Below are 17885 nucleotides of genomic sequence, written 5' to 3'. Positions count from 1 at the left end.
TATTAATTTAATCTAATTCGTCATCAAGTTTATTTTTAGCTTGAACTGTTGTTGGGTCAGGGAGATTTTTGCGTGCAATTTGATTATATCTTGGAGATAATTGAATATATAGGATAGCTAGAACTACACCAATCATACCTAATGCGACTAAATTAAATTCGGTGAATGCTGTGATAACAAATCCTAGGAAAAAAAATGGCATTAGATATCCAGTACGCATCATGTTAATAACCATTGCATAACCAACTACAACAATAATACCTCCAGCAATATTTAAGCCGTTAGTTATTACTTCTGGAATTGAATGTAGAATGTGATGTACAGTTTCAGTTCCAACGGAAATTCCAACAATAGTAGCTGGAATTGCAACACGCATAGCCTGCAACATAAGCGCTGTAAGATGAATCCAACTTAAAATTGTTATATTGCAACGCTCTGCTGCTGTATCAGCAGCATGTTGAAATGCTACAGTAACAGTACGTACAATGATGGTCAATACTTGCCCGGCAGCAGCTAATGGAATGGCCAAAGCAATTCCCGCCCCAATAGGTTGTTGTCCTATAATTACTAAGATGGTAGAAATAATTGAAGCTAACGCAGTATCAGGTGCCACAGCGGCTCCTATGTTCATCCACCCTAGCGCTATCATTTCCAATGTTCCCCCGATAATGATCCCAGTTTTTATGTCTCCTAAAACTAAACCAATTAGCGTACATGCTATTAATGGTCTATGGCATTGAAATTCGTCAAGTATTGAGTCCATTCCAATAATACAAGATATAATAAATAATAAAACAATTTGAAGTGTGTTAATTTCCATTTCATTTTCCTGAAAATATAAAAATAAAACACTTTATTAATATAGTTATCATATGAAAATTATTAAATAAATATACATATGTAAATTAATTAGGAATGATTTATTTTTTTTATTAATTTCATTATTTTTAATGATGGATCTGATGGTACTTTACGTGCTTCTAATTCAATACCATATTGATCAAGTTTTTTAAAAGCTTCAATATCTATGTTATTTACTGATATAGCATTATTTATTTGTTTTTTGTCTTTATAAAAAGCCATTCCTCCAACATTTACTGAATTAATAGGGACACCACCCTCAATAAGGCGCACAATATCTGTGGGGTTAGTGAATAACATGATGACTTTTTCTCCAGCATATTTAGGATTATTATATACACGTATGGTTTTGTCGATATCTAGGACATGAGCGGTTATACCAGGAGGTGTTACTTGAGTCAGCAAAGTTTTTCGGATCGTATCTCTAGATACTGCATCGTTTACTACTATAATACGTGTAATGTTATATTCTTTAACCCAACGAGTTACTACTTGCCCATGAATTAGCCTGTCATCAATACGTGCTAAACAAATGACCATATGGTTTTTGTTATTTTTATTGAATAATGAACGCAAAATTTTATTTTTATTAGTATTTTGATCGCCATCTAATTGATTAGTACCAGAGCAATATTTTACAGATTTTATACTTTCGTTACCAGACTTTAATGCAATTTGTACTAATTCCTGAAAAGTATGGGATTCATCACGCGCCATGAATATTTCAATTAACATAGGGATGTTTACACCTGTAACGATATCATATTTTTCTTTGTTTAATATGATGTTATGAGCAGCATTGAAAGGACTTCCTCCCCAAGTATCTACTAAGAATAATACACCTTCATTAGTATTAAGATTTAATAAACATGTATTGTATTTTTTAATTAGTATTTCAGTATTTTCTTCGGGAAGTAATTCAATCCATGCAACATTTTTTTGTTTTCCCACAATCATTTCAGTAGTTTTAAGTAACTGTTCAGATACAGAACCATGAGCTCCTAATATAATAGCAATAGTCACTACCTTTTCCTCTTTAATACAATTATTAATAATTTATTTTTTATTTGTGTATTATTTCAATGTTTAAAACAATACGGCATATATTTTAGTTGTTTGTTATATTATTTACGATTTATTTTATGTCATGCCCAATATATAGGCTAATGTTTTTTCAATATTTTAAAACAAAAATTTATATGCATATGCTATTTTAGCGTTCTGATTTTATTTCAATCAATACATATGTAAGTAAGCATTGAGATACTGCAAGAGACAACCGATTACATTATACTGTCTTTTCTGTCATAATGATAGATTATCTTTAATGTTAAAATGCATACTTTACAGTAGTATACAAGAGATATATTTTACACCATATCATAATAATAATAGCATTTCTCTATTTAAGTAACGTTCACATAATCTTATGACGATATATATTAACTTTCATCAATACCCTTCTTGCCTGCATAAACTTATATTTGATCATGTTTAATTTATTGTTGAAAACTTCATTATGTAATCAGATATTTTAATATGTTTATATAAATATGCCATTAAATGATGTGTTTACCTAACATTCAATGGAGATTATCATGGAATTTTTAACAGACATATCAATGTGGGTAGGGTTATTAACTCTAGTAATTTTAGAAGTTGTACTCGGTATCGATAATTTAGTTTTCATAACTATTTTAGCAGATAAGCTGCCAAAAAAACAACGTGAACGTGCATGTATTATTGGTTTAACATTGGCATTAATAATGCGCATAGCATTATTGTCTTTAATTTCATGGTTTGCAACTCTTACAAAACCATTATGTAAAATTGCAGATTTTTCATTTTCTATCAGGGATTTAATTTTATTATTTGGCGGCATTTTTCTTTTATTTAAGGCAACTACTGAATTACATCAACAATTAGAACATAAAATACATAATAACCCTAGTCGTGGGTACGCTAGTTTTTGGATAGTAGTAATACAAATTGTAGTTTTTGATGCTATTTTTTCTCTTGATGCAGTAATAACAGCTGTTGGGACAGTAGAAAATTTAATCATCATGATAATGGCAGTTGTAATAGCAGTAACGTTAATGTTGTTATTATCTCGCTTATTAACTAATTTTATTAATAATCATCAGACTGTAGTAGTTTTATGTTTGAGTTTTTTGTTAATTATCGGTTTAAGCTTAATTGCAGAGGGAATTGGATTTTATATACCAAAAGGTTATTTGTATGTTGCTATTGGATTTTCAGTATTAATTGAATTATTTAATCAAATTGCTCATTGCAATTCTATGAAAGGTCAATCAACTAAATCAATGCGTGAACGTACCGCAGAAGTGATTATAAGGTTAATGGGTAATACGGCGCAACGGAATTCTACTACAGAAAAAAATTATTCTATTCCTTCATCAGAAACACATTTTGCTGAAGAGGAGCGACATATGATTACTGGAGTGCTATCGTTAGCTTCACGTACTTTACGAAGTATAATGACTCCTAGAAATGAAATTTCATGGTTAGATTCTCAAAAACCAGTACAGGAATTATATTCTATTTTAATGAATACTCCTCATAATATGTTTCCCGTATGTAACGGTGAATTGGATCAATTGATAGGAATTGTTCGCGCTAAAGATTTGATGGCAGCGATAGCTCATGGAGAACAAGTAGAAACGCATGCTGCAGAAAATTTGCCTATTGTGGTTCCAGAAACTTTAGATGTCTTAAATTTATTAAAAGAATTACGTCGTGCAAAAGGGAGTATGGTTGTTGTATCTAATGAATTTGGTATTATTCAAGGACTAATAACCCCTTTGGATGTGCTAGAAGCTATAGCTGGTGAATTTCCTGACGAAGATGAAACACCAGAAATCGAAAGAATTAATAATGGTACAGGCTGGTTAGCAAAAGGTAGTATGGACCTACATGCATTGCAACAAGCATTACAAGCTCATGATTTAGTGCATGAATGTGATCATGTAGCTTCTTTAGCTGGATTATTATTATCTCATTGTGACCGTATACCAAAAGAGGGTGATGTATTAAAAATTAATAGGTGGCGTTTTATAATTCGAAAAATGATAGAGTATCGTATTGAATTAGTGGAGATAGAACACCTTACTGTTTCTAATGAAATACATCAACAATAGTATTATCATTAGATGTATCTAATGATAATACTATTGTTGATGTATTTGTGGTAATTATATTAAATAAAATTTTTTTAATAATGGTGGTAATAGAGTGTGTATTTTGTCTTGCATTTCTTGATATTCTATATTTTCGTCACTGTCGGAAACAATGCCACTTCCTACCGAACAGAAGAGATGCCGCCTATCAGCTAATAGTGTTCTAATAGCAATATTGGTATCCATGTTTCCGCAACAACTTAAGTACCCCATGCTTCCAGACCAAATACTTCGACGATGTGGCTCGAGTTGTTCAATTAATTTCATTGCTTGAACCTTTGGGGCTCCAGTTATGGATCCTCCCGGAAAGCATGCGCGTAATAAATCGCAAGCAGAAAAATTATTAGAAAGTGTTCCTGTAATTGTGCTGATCATATGATGTATTCCTGTAAACGATTGGATATCAAATAATTTAGGAACGCGGATGCTGCCTGGAATAGCTACTTTTCCAATATCATTTCTTAATAAATCAACGATCATTAAATTTTCTGATCGATTTTTTATAGATTTAGATAATTTAATGATTTGGCGATAATCATCTTGTGTATTTTTTAGTCTGGGTAATGTTCCTTTAATAGGTTGAGTTTTAATTTTTGTATTATGTAATTGTAAAAAACGTTCTGGGGATAAGCTAAGTATACTTAATTTATTTGGTAACCTAATAAATCCTGAAAAAGGTGCTTGATTATAATTTAATAAATAACGGAATGCTATCCAGGCGTTGCCTGTATATGAGGTATAAAAACGTTGAGCGAGACATACTTGATAACAGTTACCTATAGTTATATGTTTTTTTATAATATTAAATTTTTTAGAATATTCAGATTGGCTAATATTACTTTTCCATGGTTTTATAATACGAAATGAGGTGGAATCAACGTGATTGCTATATGTATACCGTTGATATATCCAGGGTAATATTTGGTTTGGTTCATCATGAGTAACAAGGTAATTTTTATAAAGTTTATGATCAGAGATTATCGCCCAACGATATAAACCTATTGCCATATCCGGAAATAGAAGATCTTTTTTAGCTATTTTTGGTAATGATTCGATACATCTTGCAAGGTCATATCCAAATATGCCTAAAAATCCACCTTGAAATGGTAATTTAAGTTTATAACTATTACATGATTCCATATTAGTAATATGAGTATATTCTTTTAATAAGATAAATGGATCTGCATTACTAGTTTGATTGTTTTTTTTGTGAGAAATTGTAGTGATATTATTTTTAGTCACTAATGTTAACACTGGGTCAGTAACTAATATATCAAAACGACCATCTGGGTGTTGATTATTATGTCCAGAATATAACAGCATAGACCATGCTGTATTAGATAAAGATTCAAAAAGATTTAGTATAGCGTTAGGGTGATAAGGTAATTCTATAAGATGTATTCCCATTAAAATAAACGTTCCTTTTTGTTTTGAAAATATGAGCCAATTATGTTAGTTATATGAATGAAAATAAAGTATAAATATTGTTTGTGTGGTGTTTTAAAAATATTAAAGAACATATAATAATACATTCTTTTATATGTGTTAGATATAATTATTTTCGTATTGTGTTTTATTCTGGATTCAATGTAAAACGATAATTATTAATTATGATACGATATATGTTATCATTATGAAGTAATTAAAGTGTGATAATACTCATTTATTTATAATAATTAGTGTTATTTTGATTTAATTTTAAATTTTTAGTTGTTTTAACTTGAGGTTAATGAGTATTGTATATGTTCGTTGTAAATATTATACGTATAGTATAGTCTTATTATGACATTTCAACATATATAACTTTGTTGTATTTATTTGCCATGCCTATTAAAATTTTAGCTTTTGATACTACTACTGAATTATGTTCCGTTGCTTTAATGATTGATCATCACATATATGATCATAAAATCGTAGCATCGAGACGTCATTCAGAAGAAATATTACCTATGATTAATAAATTATTAGCAGAAGCAGGTGTTGCCTTACGATCGCTTGATTGTATTATATTTAATAGAGGGCCGGGTAGTTTTGTGGGGATACGAATTGGAATATGTGTTGCGCAAGGGCTGGCATTAGGAGCTGACTTGCCATTAGTGGAGGTATCTTCTTTGGTAGTACTAGCGCAAGGAGCTTGGCGTATTTTTTCTATTAAACAAGTTATTTCTACTATCGACGCACGTATGGGTGAATTGTATTGTGCTCGTTATTATCGGATGAGTGATAACAATTGTTGGAGATGTTATAATGAGGAGTCTATTCTGACAGCAGAGACAATTGCGACAGATCTAACGTGTAGTACAATACTGAAAGGTAGTTGGGTGCTTGCAGGCACAGGTTGGAATAATTATGTAGTGTTAAAAAACATAAAAATAAATGATACTATTTTTTTAAAGAAGATTGTCATGTCACCTGAAGCGCAGGATATGCTGCCATTAGGTGCGCAGAGTTTTCGAAATAAAATGTTTCTAACTCCAAAGCAGGCACAGCCTGTTTATTTGCGTAATAAAATAGTTTCTACATAAAACCCCATATAGATTTAGTTTAAATGGTATTGCATAGGTAATCCCATATATAGTTATAGTATATAAATTTTTGTTAATAGTTTTCGTGTATGAAATGTTGCATATGGTTTATTGTGGGTTGTGAAAATATTATAACATAATTTATCGAAGAATTGATCTTATAATGATAAAGTATAAGATGAATGCTATTCATATATTTAACTGTAAGTTACATTGTGAGACCAATGTGATTTATTGGAATGTTAGTGAATAATAATAAGGGGTATAAGAATATTTTTATAAAGGGATGATTTTTTTAAGTATTATTTATTAGGATTTTTAATTTAAATAATCCATATGGCCTAATTTATTAGGTTTCTTCGTTAGAAAAAATTACTTTACATTTTAAAATAGACGTGTTGTCTTTTTTTTCTAGTTGTACTGAAAGTATGTATGGATCATGTATATACTTACATATTATTTGGGTTAAATCTCTTTTTAATTTATATAGATAATATGGGGAGTGGTTATTTATATTTTTGATCTTATTTTCAGAGATAACGTCTTGTAGTCTTTTTTTGGCAATATTAGCTGGTGTTTTTTTTCTTAAAAAAAGGAAATTGACTAATACCATAAGTATTATCTCTTAAAAAATCGTTTTAAAAAGTTGAATTTTTTGTTTTCAGTAAATCTAAAAGGACATTGTTTTCCCAACAAACGATCTACGGTATCTGAGTAAGCTTGACCTGCATGAGATCTGATATCTAAAATAATTGGTTCACCTTGATTAGATGCTTTTAGTACTGATTTATCTTCTGGTATAACACCTAATAAAGGGATTCTTAATATTTCCATTACGTCTTCTAAACTAAGCATATCTCCATGTTTTACGCGAATCGGATTATATCGAGTTAGTAATAAGTATTCTTTAATGGTTTCTATATTATTTATAGAATGTTTAGATTTAGAAGACAAAATACCTAAAACACGATCTGAATCATGCACTGAAGAGATTTCTGGATTGGTGATGACGACAGCTTCGTCTGCAAAATACAGAGCTGCTAATGCTCCGCTGTCAATACCTGCAGGAGAATCACATATTATAAATTCGAAATTCATTTTATTAAGATCATTTAATATTTTTTCTACTCCAATGAGAGTTAAGGAATTTTTATCGCGTGTTTGTGAAGCAGGTAGAATATATAAATAATCAGTGCGCTTATCTTTAATTAATGCTTGATGCAATGTGGCTTCGTCTTGAATGACATTAATAAAATCGTACACTACTCTACGTTCACATCCCATAACTAAATCAAGATTACGTAAACCAATATCGAAATCAATAACAACTGTTTTTTTTCCTTTACGCGCTAGTCCAATAGCAAGTGCCGCGCTTGATGTTGTTTTACCAACTCCTCCTTTTCCTGAAGTAATAACGATGATACGTGCCATCAACACATTCCTTATTTTCAGTATACATTATAAATCTTGAATGATAAGAGCGTCATTTTTTAAACTAAGTCTTACTGCTTTACCTGAAAATTCTTTTGGGATTTGATCACTTAGCCAATAACGCCCTCCAATAGATACTAGTTCAGAAGATAAATTAGTACAAAAAATTTGAGATTCTTTATTTCCAGATGCACCAGCTAATATACGTCCTCGCATTGTTCCATAAATATGGATATTGCCATCGGCAATAATTTCAGCACCAGCACTAACATTTGCAATAATAATTAAATCTCTATTACGAGCATAGATTTTTTGCCCAGAACGTATTGGCGTTTTAATTAATTTTGTTTTAGATGTTGTTAAAGTATTTTTCTGAAAATGTTCCGAAAAATCTTTATGTAATATAGTTATGTGTTGTGATAAAACAGGAAGTCCACTACGAATGATTATCTCTTTTAATTTGTTATCGTGACAACAACATGCTCCAACTATAAATAGTCCAGAATCTGATATTGTTTGACGTAGAGCATCCCAATTATCACAATAATTGAGATTTCCAACGTTTATAACAACTGGGGTATTTTTTAATAAAAAAACAGGGGATTTTTCTATTTTTTCTAGCAATGATCGACGAATGTCTTCTAAGCATGTACTATAAACATGCACCACTAATAATGGGAAATTACTCCCTTTTATACTAATAGACACGCTAATTTTCACAATTTAAATATATAATGGAATCATATGCAATAAATAATTATTATATTAAGTATATGTTTATTTATTATTAATTTTTATTATGTTAAATGACAAATAAAAATTAATAAGTTACACAGTTTCTTAGTTGAATACTATATTATAATTTTTTTAATGTTACAACAAAAAATAATAATACAACGCTATTACATTGATAATTTATGTTTTTATGAAGACTTTCAAAAAATATGTCATTTATTTAGATAACACGGAGACTGTTATGCTGTTATTTTTATAAATACTATTCTGTGATACAAAATATATGTTCAAGTCAATCGGTTTTTGTGTATCAATTATAGCATATATAAATCTAAATAGGATTTGTACTAACAAGAATTAATCATAATTAATTGTGTATATTTTTAACAAATGAAAATCATTTGTTAAAAATATAGTGATTTGGTTTGATTTTTTATTTGGATTGTTATTTAGTGTTATGTTTTAGAAAATCAATGATTTGAGATATGCCCATGAGTAATGCTATTAGTAAATAGCTAGAAAAAATTATAAGCATCCATTGAGATATTTCTAGAGACAAAAAATACCATTTATGTTCAGCACAATTACCGTTAGCATTGAATATAGCGGGCCACCACTTATTTATAGGGAACCAATTAGGAAATTTTACAAATAAATCACATGTAAAAAATGGGGAAGGATGTAATTGAATATCAATGTATTTTTTAGCGAATAATAATCCCTTGTACGCGCTGTATGCCCAAACTGATATAGCAAATAGTCTTAGAGGAGTAAATGAAGGCATAGGGATTGCAGTTAACCCTGCAATCCCTATGCCGAATAGGGCACATCTTTGATAGATACATAGTACGCAGGGTTTTATCAGAATAATGTGCTGTAAATATAGAGCCACTAATTCTAAATTAATGATGGTAAAAAGTAGAAAACCCCAGAATTTTCTACTTTTAGAACAAAAATTTAGAAAATACAACATAAATAATTACCTAAAAATTAAAATAATTTTTGGTTCAACATATAATTGCTCAAAACAAAATAAAATATTTATTATAATAATTGATTTATTGTGTATTAACCTATTGTTATACTTGTATGTGTATATAAACTGCATATATTAAGATCTTCTAAGGTTATCAAATCATACGTGATGGTACAAGTATTAAAATTTAATTTTAGAATTAAATTTTTAAATTGCCTGTACGTAGTAACATTCAGATTTTAAATCTGATACTTTTTAATTAATATTAATGATAGTATATTTTATAAGGATATAAAAATATTAAGTTATATTGTAGATAAGGCTAAATTAATAAAAAAAAATCTAAGTTTGATGTATATGTTGATAGGGATGTTGTTTTTATTAATTTATTTAAACAACTTCCCTATTTAAGTGATATAGAGTTATTTTATATGATCTTCAAGCATTAATTATTTTTTAATATGTTAATATATTTATTTGATTTATAACTATTATTTATATTTTGTAATATATATGCTTAAATCAATCACTTTATCAGAATAACCTGTTTCATTATCGTACCAAGATATTAATTTAGCAAAGTTTTTATTTAGAGAAATGCTGGATTGCGCATCGAATATAGAAATTAATTTTTCTCCATTAAAATCGCTAGATACTACTTTTTCATCAGTGTATCCCATAATTCCTTTTAAATCGCCATGAGAGGCATGCTTAATAACATCACAAATATTTTTGTAAGAGGTTGATTTTTCCAGGCGAACAGTAAAGTCGACAACAGATACATTTGGAATGGGAACCCGGAATGACATTCCGGTTAATTTACCATCTAATTCTTTTATAACTTTTCCTAATGCTTGTGCTGCTCCAGTAGATGACGGAATGATATTTTGATAAGCACCACGTCCATTTCTCCAATCATTATATATTGGAGAGTCAACAGTTTTTTGAGTCGCAGTAGCAGCATGAACAGTAGTCATGATACCTTCAATAATTCCAAAGTTGTCATGAATAACTTTGGCTAATGGAGCTAAACAATTTGTAGTACAAGATGCATTAGATACTATTTTTTCTCCGTTATAAAGGTGATTATTTACTCCCATAACAAACATCGGGGTATCATCTTTTGCTGGAGCAGTTAATATTACTTTACGAGCTCCAGAAGATATGTGTCCGCGAGCCTTTTCTTGAGTTAAGAAAATCCCTGTAGACTCGGTGACAACATCGACATCAAAATCTTTCCAATGTAAATTTTTTGGATCTTTTTTTGAAGTATAGTGCACAACTTTATTGTTAATAATTAAATGATCGTCGTGTACACTGATCGTGCCTTTAAATCGTCCATGAGTTGAATCATACTTCAACATGTATGCGATATGTTGAATGTCTAATAAATCATTAATAGCAACGATTACTATGTCTTTTCGTTCTTGTGCAGCTCTGAAGATAACACGACCAATTCTCCCAAATCCATTAATACCTATTTTAATAGCCATATATTATATACTCCTGTATAAGTGATTATAGTTATGCGTTATTAATAAAGTTTAATTATAATATATATGTTATATGTGATATGTAAATTAATAATTTATAATATAAAGTATGTTTTGATATTTCATGGACAAATATTAATTAATTGCACATATTATAACACTAAATAGAATATACGCGTTTAATTAGTTATGTTACGATTTATTACTATGTGATAGTAGTAAATATAGGGATATATACATTATAAAAATTTTACCTTTTTATGAAAATTAATATCAAGTACATTCATTAATGCGATATTTAAATACTTTTATACATTCATAAATAAATCTTTTATTATCTTATTATAATTGTGTTAAATGGTCTAAATAAAGAGCGTAACAATTTTTGGGATCATTCCATATAAAATTTAGTACATCAATATTATTAATTTTTAATTTATTGTTAAAATTAGTTAATAAAAGATGGTGATTTAAAAAATTCATAGTTATAGCATAAATCACTTTATTGGTGTGTTGCAATAAAATATTCATCCAATTTATTTTATCTTCATACCAATTAAGTTGATATTCCGTTAAATGAGCTAATTTAACGGCTTTATTTATTGCATCATCTAAATCTCCTATATTATCAATTAGTCCATTTTTTATCGCGTCATAACCAAGCCATACGCGTCCTTGAGCTATTTTATGAATATCTTCTATGGTTTTTCGGGATTCAGCTACGGTATTAATAAAATAACGATAGCTATTATTGACATAAAGTTGCATCATATTTATATATTCAGCAGATAGCGATGTAGTTATTGAAATATTTGAGATAGGGGATGTATTTACTCCATCATTATGGATACCGATAGCATCAAGAGATTTTTCAAATGTATTAATAATACCAAATATTCCTATAGAACCCGTAATAGTACTATTGCTTGCAATAATAACATTAGCTGGAGTTGATATCCAATATCCACCAGATGCTGCTATCTCTCCCATAGAAACAACCACTGGTTTACCAGAATCTCTGATAGCTATTAATTCTGATCTAATTAATTCAGAAGCATTTACGCTTCCTCCAGGACTATTGACACGAAGTATTACTGCTTTTACTTTAGGATTAAATCGGGCGCTTCTAATTTTATGAGCTATAGTGTCTCCGCCAATTGAACCTGGTATATCGGGTCCATCTACAATTGGCCCATTAACACAAATTATTGCTATTTGGTTATTTTGTTTTATTGGTGCTATAAGATTATAATCATACATGCTAATTGCATTTAGTGAAGTTCCTTGTTTATTAGATCCAAATATTTTTTGCATTGTATCTTCTATAACGTAGTGAGAAGCAATTTCATCTATCCATTTATTTTTAAGCGCATAAGCCGCAGTATCACCTTGTATTTGATGTAATTCATCTAACATTTTATTAGTTTCTGGAAACATTTCTTGAGTTGTTATTTTACGATTAATAGATATTATTTTTAAATATTGATTCCATAAATGATTGATTAACTTTTTTTCTTCATGTCGTACATGATCAGACATTCTGTCTTGAATAAATGGTTCAACAGCAGATTTATACGCACCTACTCTAAACACATGAGTATTAATTTTTAAATTGTCTAACAGTGATTTATAAAATAATCTGTTAGTAGAGATACCTCGTAAATCTATAAGACCATGGGGTGTAAGATAAATTTTGTTCGCGTAGCTAGCTAAAAAATATTGTGATTGGTTGTAATAATCAGAAATGGCATAAATTGATTTACCAGAATTTTTAAATTCATTCAAAGCTTTTCCAATATATTCTAATGATGTTTGACTACTTCCAGAGAAATTTTTTAAGGATAATATTAATCCGGTTATGTTAGGATCATTTTTGGCTTGACGTAATATGTTAATAATATCAAACAGTGAGTTTTCTTTAGTATTTGATTGATTTGTATTTAGTAAATTTTTACTGAATTTGTGAAATTTGTTACCTGATGTTACAGGTTTATCTACAACGGTACCAGAAATGTCTAACATCAAAGCAGTATTCTTCGATGTCGATGTAGTAGAATTATTTCTTAAGTTTAAATATGTTCCTACAACGACAATCATTAGGATTATAAAAAATATATTTATTATTATTGTTCGTATTAAATATAGTGTATGTACACTATATTTAATTATTTTACTGATTGTTTGCCATGCGTTCCGCATGAACCCTTTAATCATTAAAGACATTATATGATGATCCAATGAATAATTTATCAATTATTTTTTGAAGTATATCAGGTGTTATACATATACTCATAATTTTTAAAAATTAATAGTATATTATTTTTATGACAAATAATTAAGATTAAATGTAACTCTTATCTTATTATATATAAGCATAAGTTAAATATTGAAATCTGCCCATACTGGGGCATGATCAGAAGGTTTATTCATACTGCGAATACTATAACTGATATCACTATTTTTACAAAGATTTTCTAAAGAACAAGTTACCAATATTAAATCGATACGTAAACCACTATTTCGACTAAATCCATTAGATTTATAACTAAACCAGGAATAACGTTTGTTTTCATGAGGGTGCATATTTCTATAAACATCTCTTAACCCCCAGTTCATTAAATTATTTATCCATGTTCTTTCTTCTGGTAAGAAAGAACATCGTCCTGATGAAATCCATTTTTTTTTATTTTTTTCACCAATACCAATATCAAAGTCTGTGGGGCTAATATTCATATCACCCATAATCAGTAACAATGAATTATTGTGATACGTATGTTCTATATAGTTTTGAAAATTTTTGTAAAAATTTTTTTTATACACAAATTTTTCAGTATGATTTTTATTTTCTCCTTGAGGAAAATAACTATTGATAATAGTTAATACACCTATTGACGTCATAATATCAGCTATGATTATTCGTTTTTGAGATAAATGATCATCATTAGCAAAACCCCGGATCACAGTTAGTGGAATCTGACGAAGAAGCAGCGCAACACCATAATATTTTTTTTGTCCGTAATAATATACGTGATAACCGTATTTTAAAATTTCTTTTATGGGGAAAAAATCATCATGTACTTTAGTTTCTTGTAAACCGATTACGTCAGGTTGCAACTGAGAGATAATTGCAGTTAACTGATGCATACGAGCACGTAGTCCGTTGACATTAAAAGAAACAAATTTCATATCATGTGATCCATAAATTATTTATATATGTAATTATAAATAAAGAATATTGTTTACTTATTAGTTATCGTGGATACTTAATTACGTAATCAGTAAATAAATTTTATGAGTTTATAATAGAGCACATAACAAGTAATCATTCATTATATTAATTCATCTTGAATCTATTTCAGTTTATAATACTTTACTTATAAAGTAATAGTTTGTATTTTAAAATATGGACATTATATATAAATGTTTTTGTATAAAGCAATAATGAGAAAACCAATTGAAAAGAATTGTTGTATTTTGGTAAGCATATTTAGTTTAGAATGGTATTTACATATTGCGATAAGATTGCTTCATCTTACTTCGATAAATGGTTGTATTTTTAATTTTTATTTATATATTTATGCCCAGATAATTGTTTGATGAAAGTGATAACTACAGATATGATGACTTATTTTTAGTGTTTATATATTAAGTGTTATTAATTTATAATTCTTATTATGCATTTGTATGGTTAATTTTTTAGATAATAGTTAGTTATCAAAACTGAAATTAGTGTTGATTTAAGATTGATTTATTTATAAGTTTTATTGTCTTATTAACGATAAGCATAGGTAATTGTGTAAATGTATTATTTAAATAGAGCAAACTAAGATATTTATGTTTATATATAAATTGTGTGTGCTTAATCAAAGGATTAGTGTATCTACGCTAGACATATTGGTAAGTGTTGCGTGTTACAGAGATTTATATAAAATGAGATTTGCAAAAGATTGGTTATCGTTTATAGAACAACTAAAATTTTTTGATTCTATAAAATATAGTATCGTACTTTTTTTTAAAAAATTTAAATATGTTTAGTATGATGTTAGTTAATGATGACATCGAATTTATTATATTCTTTTATCCATAAAAATAGAGCATATTAGTAATAATTGTTATTGTAAAGATTTTAGATATTTGTTAAATAACATCATTAATTTGAATGATTGTAATAATTTTAGACTTAAAATTTTTGAAATATGTTCAAAATACAATAATTTTTATATGTGATTTTTTAAATAATATTTATATAATAATTTGAATGGTAATATATTTGAATATTGATTATTTGTATATTAACTATAATACTATATTAATTTTAAGTACGTTATAAAATTGTATCATAGTTTTATATTTTTAGTTATTTAAACTACCGTGAGGGATAGAATGAATCGTGTAATATACATATTATGATTTTGGGGATGTGATTAATAAAAATAGTTGTTTAATGAACATGATTTTAATGCATTTCATATATTACTATTATTTAATGTCCGACACAAAGTAATAAAAGGAAACAATAATTATAGCTCACTTTAGTAGTTATGTTCGTAGTGGTATTTGTATTATTTGAAAATTATTATTAATATTACGCCATAACCGACGTTAATGTGGTGAATTGTTAATTCATTTAAGATCTATATTTTTACAATATTAATTTATTTAATAGTGCAGACTATAAAGTTATAAATAATATTGTAAGTATAAATAGATAACTAAATTTGTCGATAAAATGAAATATAGGTGTATTTATATTCTTTCAGTTAATATATTTAACAGTTCAATATAAAGGTGAATTGTTAAATAATAAATATCGATTATTATTAGAATAATATTATTGACAGTTTTAAAAGTTTATTAGGCTGATATTTCAAGCATTAAACTGAAAATAATAATGATTTTTTGAGAATGCGTTTACTAATATTTCAAAATATATATAAACAAAGAGCTTAGTAGCATGAGTAAAAGCCCTTTGGTTTTATATAAAAATAAAAATGTAACCAGAGTATACTGTCAATTATAGTAGAAAATCTTCTAGTTTTTTCTGGTTTTCATCGATAGCTTTCTTAATCGTTGAGGGTGTTCGACCTTGTCCAGTCCAGGTTTTAATTTCGCCATATTTATTGATGTACTGGTATTTTGCTGGGCGAGTTGCACGTTTATTTTTATGAAATACTTTGGTAGTAGTACTTAAATTTTGCAATAGTTCATTAGGATCTATCCCATCAGCTATAAGCATATCGCGGTATTGTTGTAATTTTTGAGCATGTTTTTCTATTTCAGCTTGGGCTTGATTGGTTTCTTCTCGGCGCTCGTTAACAACTATTTCAAATTTTTCTAGCATTTCTTCTAATGTTTCAAGAGTATATTCTCTAGCTTGCGCTCGTAACGTGCGTATATTATTAAGAATTTTTAATGCGTCGTTCATTGATTTAATCTCAAATGTTATAAATAACAAATCTATTGATAAGAATAGAGCGCTAATTTATTTTCTGCAATACCTAGGGTGTTTTAATTTATAAATAATTTTTATTATATTTTGTATTAATAGGTAATTATATATAGAGTTATAAATATAAGTAAAGTATTGAGACATATTATATTCTACTGAAAATTATTTTATTAATTTAATTAAATAAACTGATTTTTTTATAAAAAATTATAATATTATTTAATTATTTAATTTAAATGGATTATTGTTTTGATTTGTACAAATTTTAAATATAAATAATAGTTGTTTATTAATTTGTTAGTTATTTTATTAGAAACATAGAATCTTTTTAAGTATAGAGTATTTATTTACTTAAATTATTGTTTTGTGCATAAAATATAGAATGATATTAAGGTATGTATATAGTATCGTGAAAGTGTTTGTATTTAGATAAAATCTAAAATTTATTACATTAAAATTGATGTATATATACAAAATATTTTTATTTTTCATAAGTTTCATAGATTAAATTGGTTGAATAAATTTAATTTTTAACATAATAAAATTATGTTATGTGAATAGTGTTTAAATGCTATGACTGAGATAGGATTTGTAATTTATGGCACAATTATATTTTTATTATTCTGCAATGAATGCCGGAAAAACTACTGCATTATTACAGTCTTCTTATAATTATCAAGAACGAGGAATGCATACTGTATTATATACTGCTGAAATGAATTATAAAAATTGTAGACATGAAGAAATTAAATCTCGTGTTGGATTAGCTGCATCTGCCAGAATATTTAATGTTAAAACCAATTTTTTTGATCAAATAGCAGCTATGCATCAGGATGATATAGTACATTGTGTATTAGTAGATGAGTGTCATTTTCTTAATCGTGATCAAGTGACTGATTTAGGGAAAATAGTAGATACGTTAAATATCCCCGTATTGTGTTATGGCCTACGTACTGATTTCAAAGCTGATTTATTTCCAGGAAGCTTATGGTTATTAGCATGGGCGGATAAATTAATTGAATTAAAAACTATTTGTTATTGTGGACGTAAAGCTAATAGAGTTCTTAGAATTGATGATCAGGGTTTAGTAATACGAGATGGTGATCAAATATTAGTTGGCGGTAATAATCGTTATGTTTCAGTATGTCGTAGACATTTTTTGGAAAAATTTGAATTATCATGCTAATCTAATAAAATATATTTATTAAAATAGATAAA

The 17885-nt window shown here is 28.0% G+C and carries 14 protein-coding genes; 3 read left to right on the top strand and 11 right to left on the bottom strand.

The genetic code is table 11. The features are described from left to right. Positions 1 to 7 precede the first annotated feature (7 nt). The gene (locus M9408_RS00575) at positions 8 to 820 is read right to left on the bottom strand and encodes a PTS mannose/fructose/sorbose transporter subunit IIC (RefSeq protein WP_250257276.1); all 813 of its coding nucleotides are present in this window, start codon (positions 818 to 820) and stop codon (positions 8 to 10) included. Between the two features lie 89 nt (positions 821 to 909). Continuing rightward, a complete protein-coding gene (gene manX, locus M9408_RS00570) occupies positions 910 to 1884 on the bottom strand; it encodes a PTS mannose transporter subunit IIAB (RefSeq protein WP_250257275.1) in 975 nt (324 codons plus the stop codon). A 575-nt stretch (positions 1885 to 2459) separates the two neighbouring features. On the opposite strand from manX, the gene M9408_RS00565 reads away from it, so the two are divergent. Then, a complete protein-coding gene (locus tag M9408_RS00565; RefSeq protein ID WP_250257274.1) occupies positions 2460 to 4019 on the top strand; it encodes a TerC family protein in 1560 nt (519 codons plus the stop codon). 54 nt (positions 4020 to 4073) lie between these two features. Here M9408_RS00565 and pabB read toward each other — a convergent pair whose 3' ends face one another. Continuing rightward, positions 4074 to 5465, bottom strand: a complete 1392-nt coding sequence (gene pabB, locus M9408_RS00560) for an aminodeoxychorismate synthase component I (protein ID WP_250257273.1) — start codon at positions 5463 to 5465, stop codon at positions 4074 to 4076. 416 nt (positions 5466 to 5881) lie between these two features. Here pabB and tsaB point away from each other — a divergent pair, with 416 nt between their 5' ends. Further along, entirely contained in the window at positions 5882 to 6583 is a 702-nt protein-coding gene (tsaB, locus tag M9408_RS00555; protein WP_250257272.1) for a tRNA (adenosine(37)-N6)-threonylcarbamoyltransferase complex dimerization subunit type 1 TsaB, read from the top strand. A gap of 349 nt (positions 6584 to 6932) precedes the next feature. Here tsaB and minE read toward each other — a convergent pair whose 3' ends face one another. The 8 genes from minE to hns all read right to left on the bottom strand — a co-directional run bounded on the left by minE (position 6933) and on the right by hns (position 16643). Beyond that, positions 6933 to 7196 (bottom strand): cell division topological specificity factor MinE, encoded by a 264-nt coding sequence (gene minE, locus M9408_RS00550; protein WP_250257271.1) that lies wholly within the window; start codon positions 7194 to 7196, stop codon positions 6933 to 6935. Positions 7197 to 7201: 5 nt separating this feature from the next. After that, positions 7202 to 8014, bottom strand: coding sequence for a septum site-determining protein MinD (gene minD, locus M9408_RS00545; protein WP_250257270.1), 813 nt, complete (start codon positions 8012 to 8014; stop codon positions 7202 to 7204). Positions 8015 to 8041: 27 nt separating this feature from the next. Beyond that, positions 8042 to 8722, bottom strand: a complete 681-nt coding sequence (gene minC / locus M9408_RS00540; RefSeq protein ID WP_423775068.1) for a septum site-determining protein MinC — start codon at positions 8720 to 8722, stop codon at positions 8042 to 8044. 472 nt (positions 8723 to 9194) lie between these two features. Then, positions 9195 to 9722: a disulfide bond formation protein DsbB gene (gene dsbB / locus M9408_RS00535; RefSeq protein WP_250257269.1), complete on the bottom strand. Its 528-nt coding sequence runs from the start codon at positions 9720 to 9722 to the stop codon at positions 9195 to 9197. Positions 9723 to 10216: 494 nt separating this feature from the next. Then, on the bottom strand, positions 10217 to 11218 hold the full coding sequence (gene gap / locus M9408_RS00530; protein WP_250257268.1) for a type I glyceraldehyde-3-phosphate dehydrogenase: 1002 nt from the start codon (positions 11216 to 11218) through the stop codon (positions 10217 to 10219). Between the two features lie 342 nt (positions 11219 to 11560). Beyond that, complete coding sequence (gene sppA / locus M9408_RS00525; RefSeq protein ID WP_250257498.1) at positions 11561 to 13417, bottom strand: signal peptide peptidase SppA; 1857 nt, start codon at positions 13415 to 13417, stop codon at positions 11561 to 11563. Positions 13418 to 13597: 180 nt separating this feature from the next. Then, a complete protein-coding gene (gene xthA / locus M9408_RS00520; protein ID WP_250257267.1) occupies positions 13598 to 14404 on the bottom strand; it encodes an exodeoxyribonuclease III in 807 nt (268 codons plus the stop codon). Positions 14405 to 16232: 1828 nt separating this feature from the next. Next, the gene (hns, locus tag M9408_RS00515) at positions 16233 to 16643 is read right to left on the bottom strand and encodes a histone-like nucleoid-structuring protein H-NS (RefSeq protein ID WP_250257266.1); all 411 of its coding nucleotides are present in this window, start codon (positions 16641 to 16643) and stop codon (positions 16233 to 16235) included. Positions 16644 to 17265: 622 nt separating this feature from the next. On the opposite strand from hns, the gene M9408_RS00510 reads away from it, so the two are divergent. Then, complete coding sequence (locus M9408_RS00510) at positions 17266 to 17853, top strand: thymidine kinase (RefSeq protein WP_250257265.1); 588 nt, start codon at positions 17266 to 17268, stop codon at positions 17851 to 17853. Positions 17854 to 17885: the final 32 nt, after the last annotated feature.

It is taken from the genome of Candidatus Blochmannia vicinus (assembly GCF_023586525.1).
Classification (GTDB): domain Bacteria; phylum Pseudomonadota; class Gammaproteobacteria; order Enterobacterales; family Enterobacteriaceae; genus Blochmanniella; species Blochmanniella vicinus.
This window is presented reverse-complemented; position numbering and strand designations above follow the sequence as displayed.

What these genes read in the sequence shown, in the direction of transcription:
- M9408_RS00575 (WP_250257276.1), bottom strand. Translation starts at nt 820, where the DNA reads ATGGAAATTAACACACTTCAAATTGTTTTATTATTTATTATATCTTGT.
- xthA (WP_250257267.1), bottom strand. Translation starts at nt 14,404, where the DNA reads ATGAAATTTGTTTCTTTTAATGTCAACGGACTACGTGCTCGTATGCAT.
- M9408_RS00510 (WP_250257265.1), top strand. Translation starts at nt 17,266, where the DNA reads ATGGCACAATTATATTTTTATTATTCTGCAATGAATGCCGGAAAAACT.
- pabB (WP_250257273.1), bottom strand. Translation starts at nt 5,465, where the DNA reads ATGGGAATACATCTTATAGAATTACCTTATCACCCTAACGCTATACTA.
- tsaB (WP_250257272.1), top strand. Translation starts at nt 5,882, where the DNA reads ATGCCTATTAAAATTTTAGCTTTTGATACTACTACTGAATTATGTTCC.
- minD (WP_250257270.1), bottom strand. Translation starts at nt 8,014, where the DNA reads ATGGCACGTATCATCGTTATTACTTCAGGAAAAGGAGGAGTTGGTAAA.
- gap (WP_250257268.1), bottom strand. Translation starts at nt 11,218, where the DNA reads ATGGCTATTAAAATAGGTATTAATGGATTTGGGAGAATTGGTCGTGTT.
- sppA (WP_250257498.1), bottom strand. Translation starts at nt 13,417, where the DNA reads ATGCGGAACGCATGGCAAACAATCAGTAAAATAATTAAATATAGTGTA.
- dsbB (WP_250257269.1), bottom strand. Translation starts at nt 9,722, where the DNA reads ATGTTGTATTTTCTAAATTTTTGTTCTAAAAGTAGAAAATTCTGGGGT.
- hns (WP_250257266.1), bottom strand. Translation starts at nt 16,643, where the DNA reads ATGAACGACGCATTAAAAATTCTTAATAATATACGCACGTTACGAGCG.
- minE (WP_250257271.1), bottom strand. Translation starts at nt 7,196, where the DNA reads ATGGTATTAGTCAATTTCCTTTTTTTAAGAAAAAAAACACCAGCTAAT.
- M9408_RS00565 (WP_250257274.1), top strand. Translation starts at nt 2,460, where the DNA reads ATGGAATTTTTAACAGACATATCAATGTGGGTAGGGTTATTAACTCTA.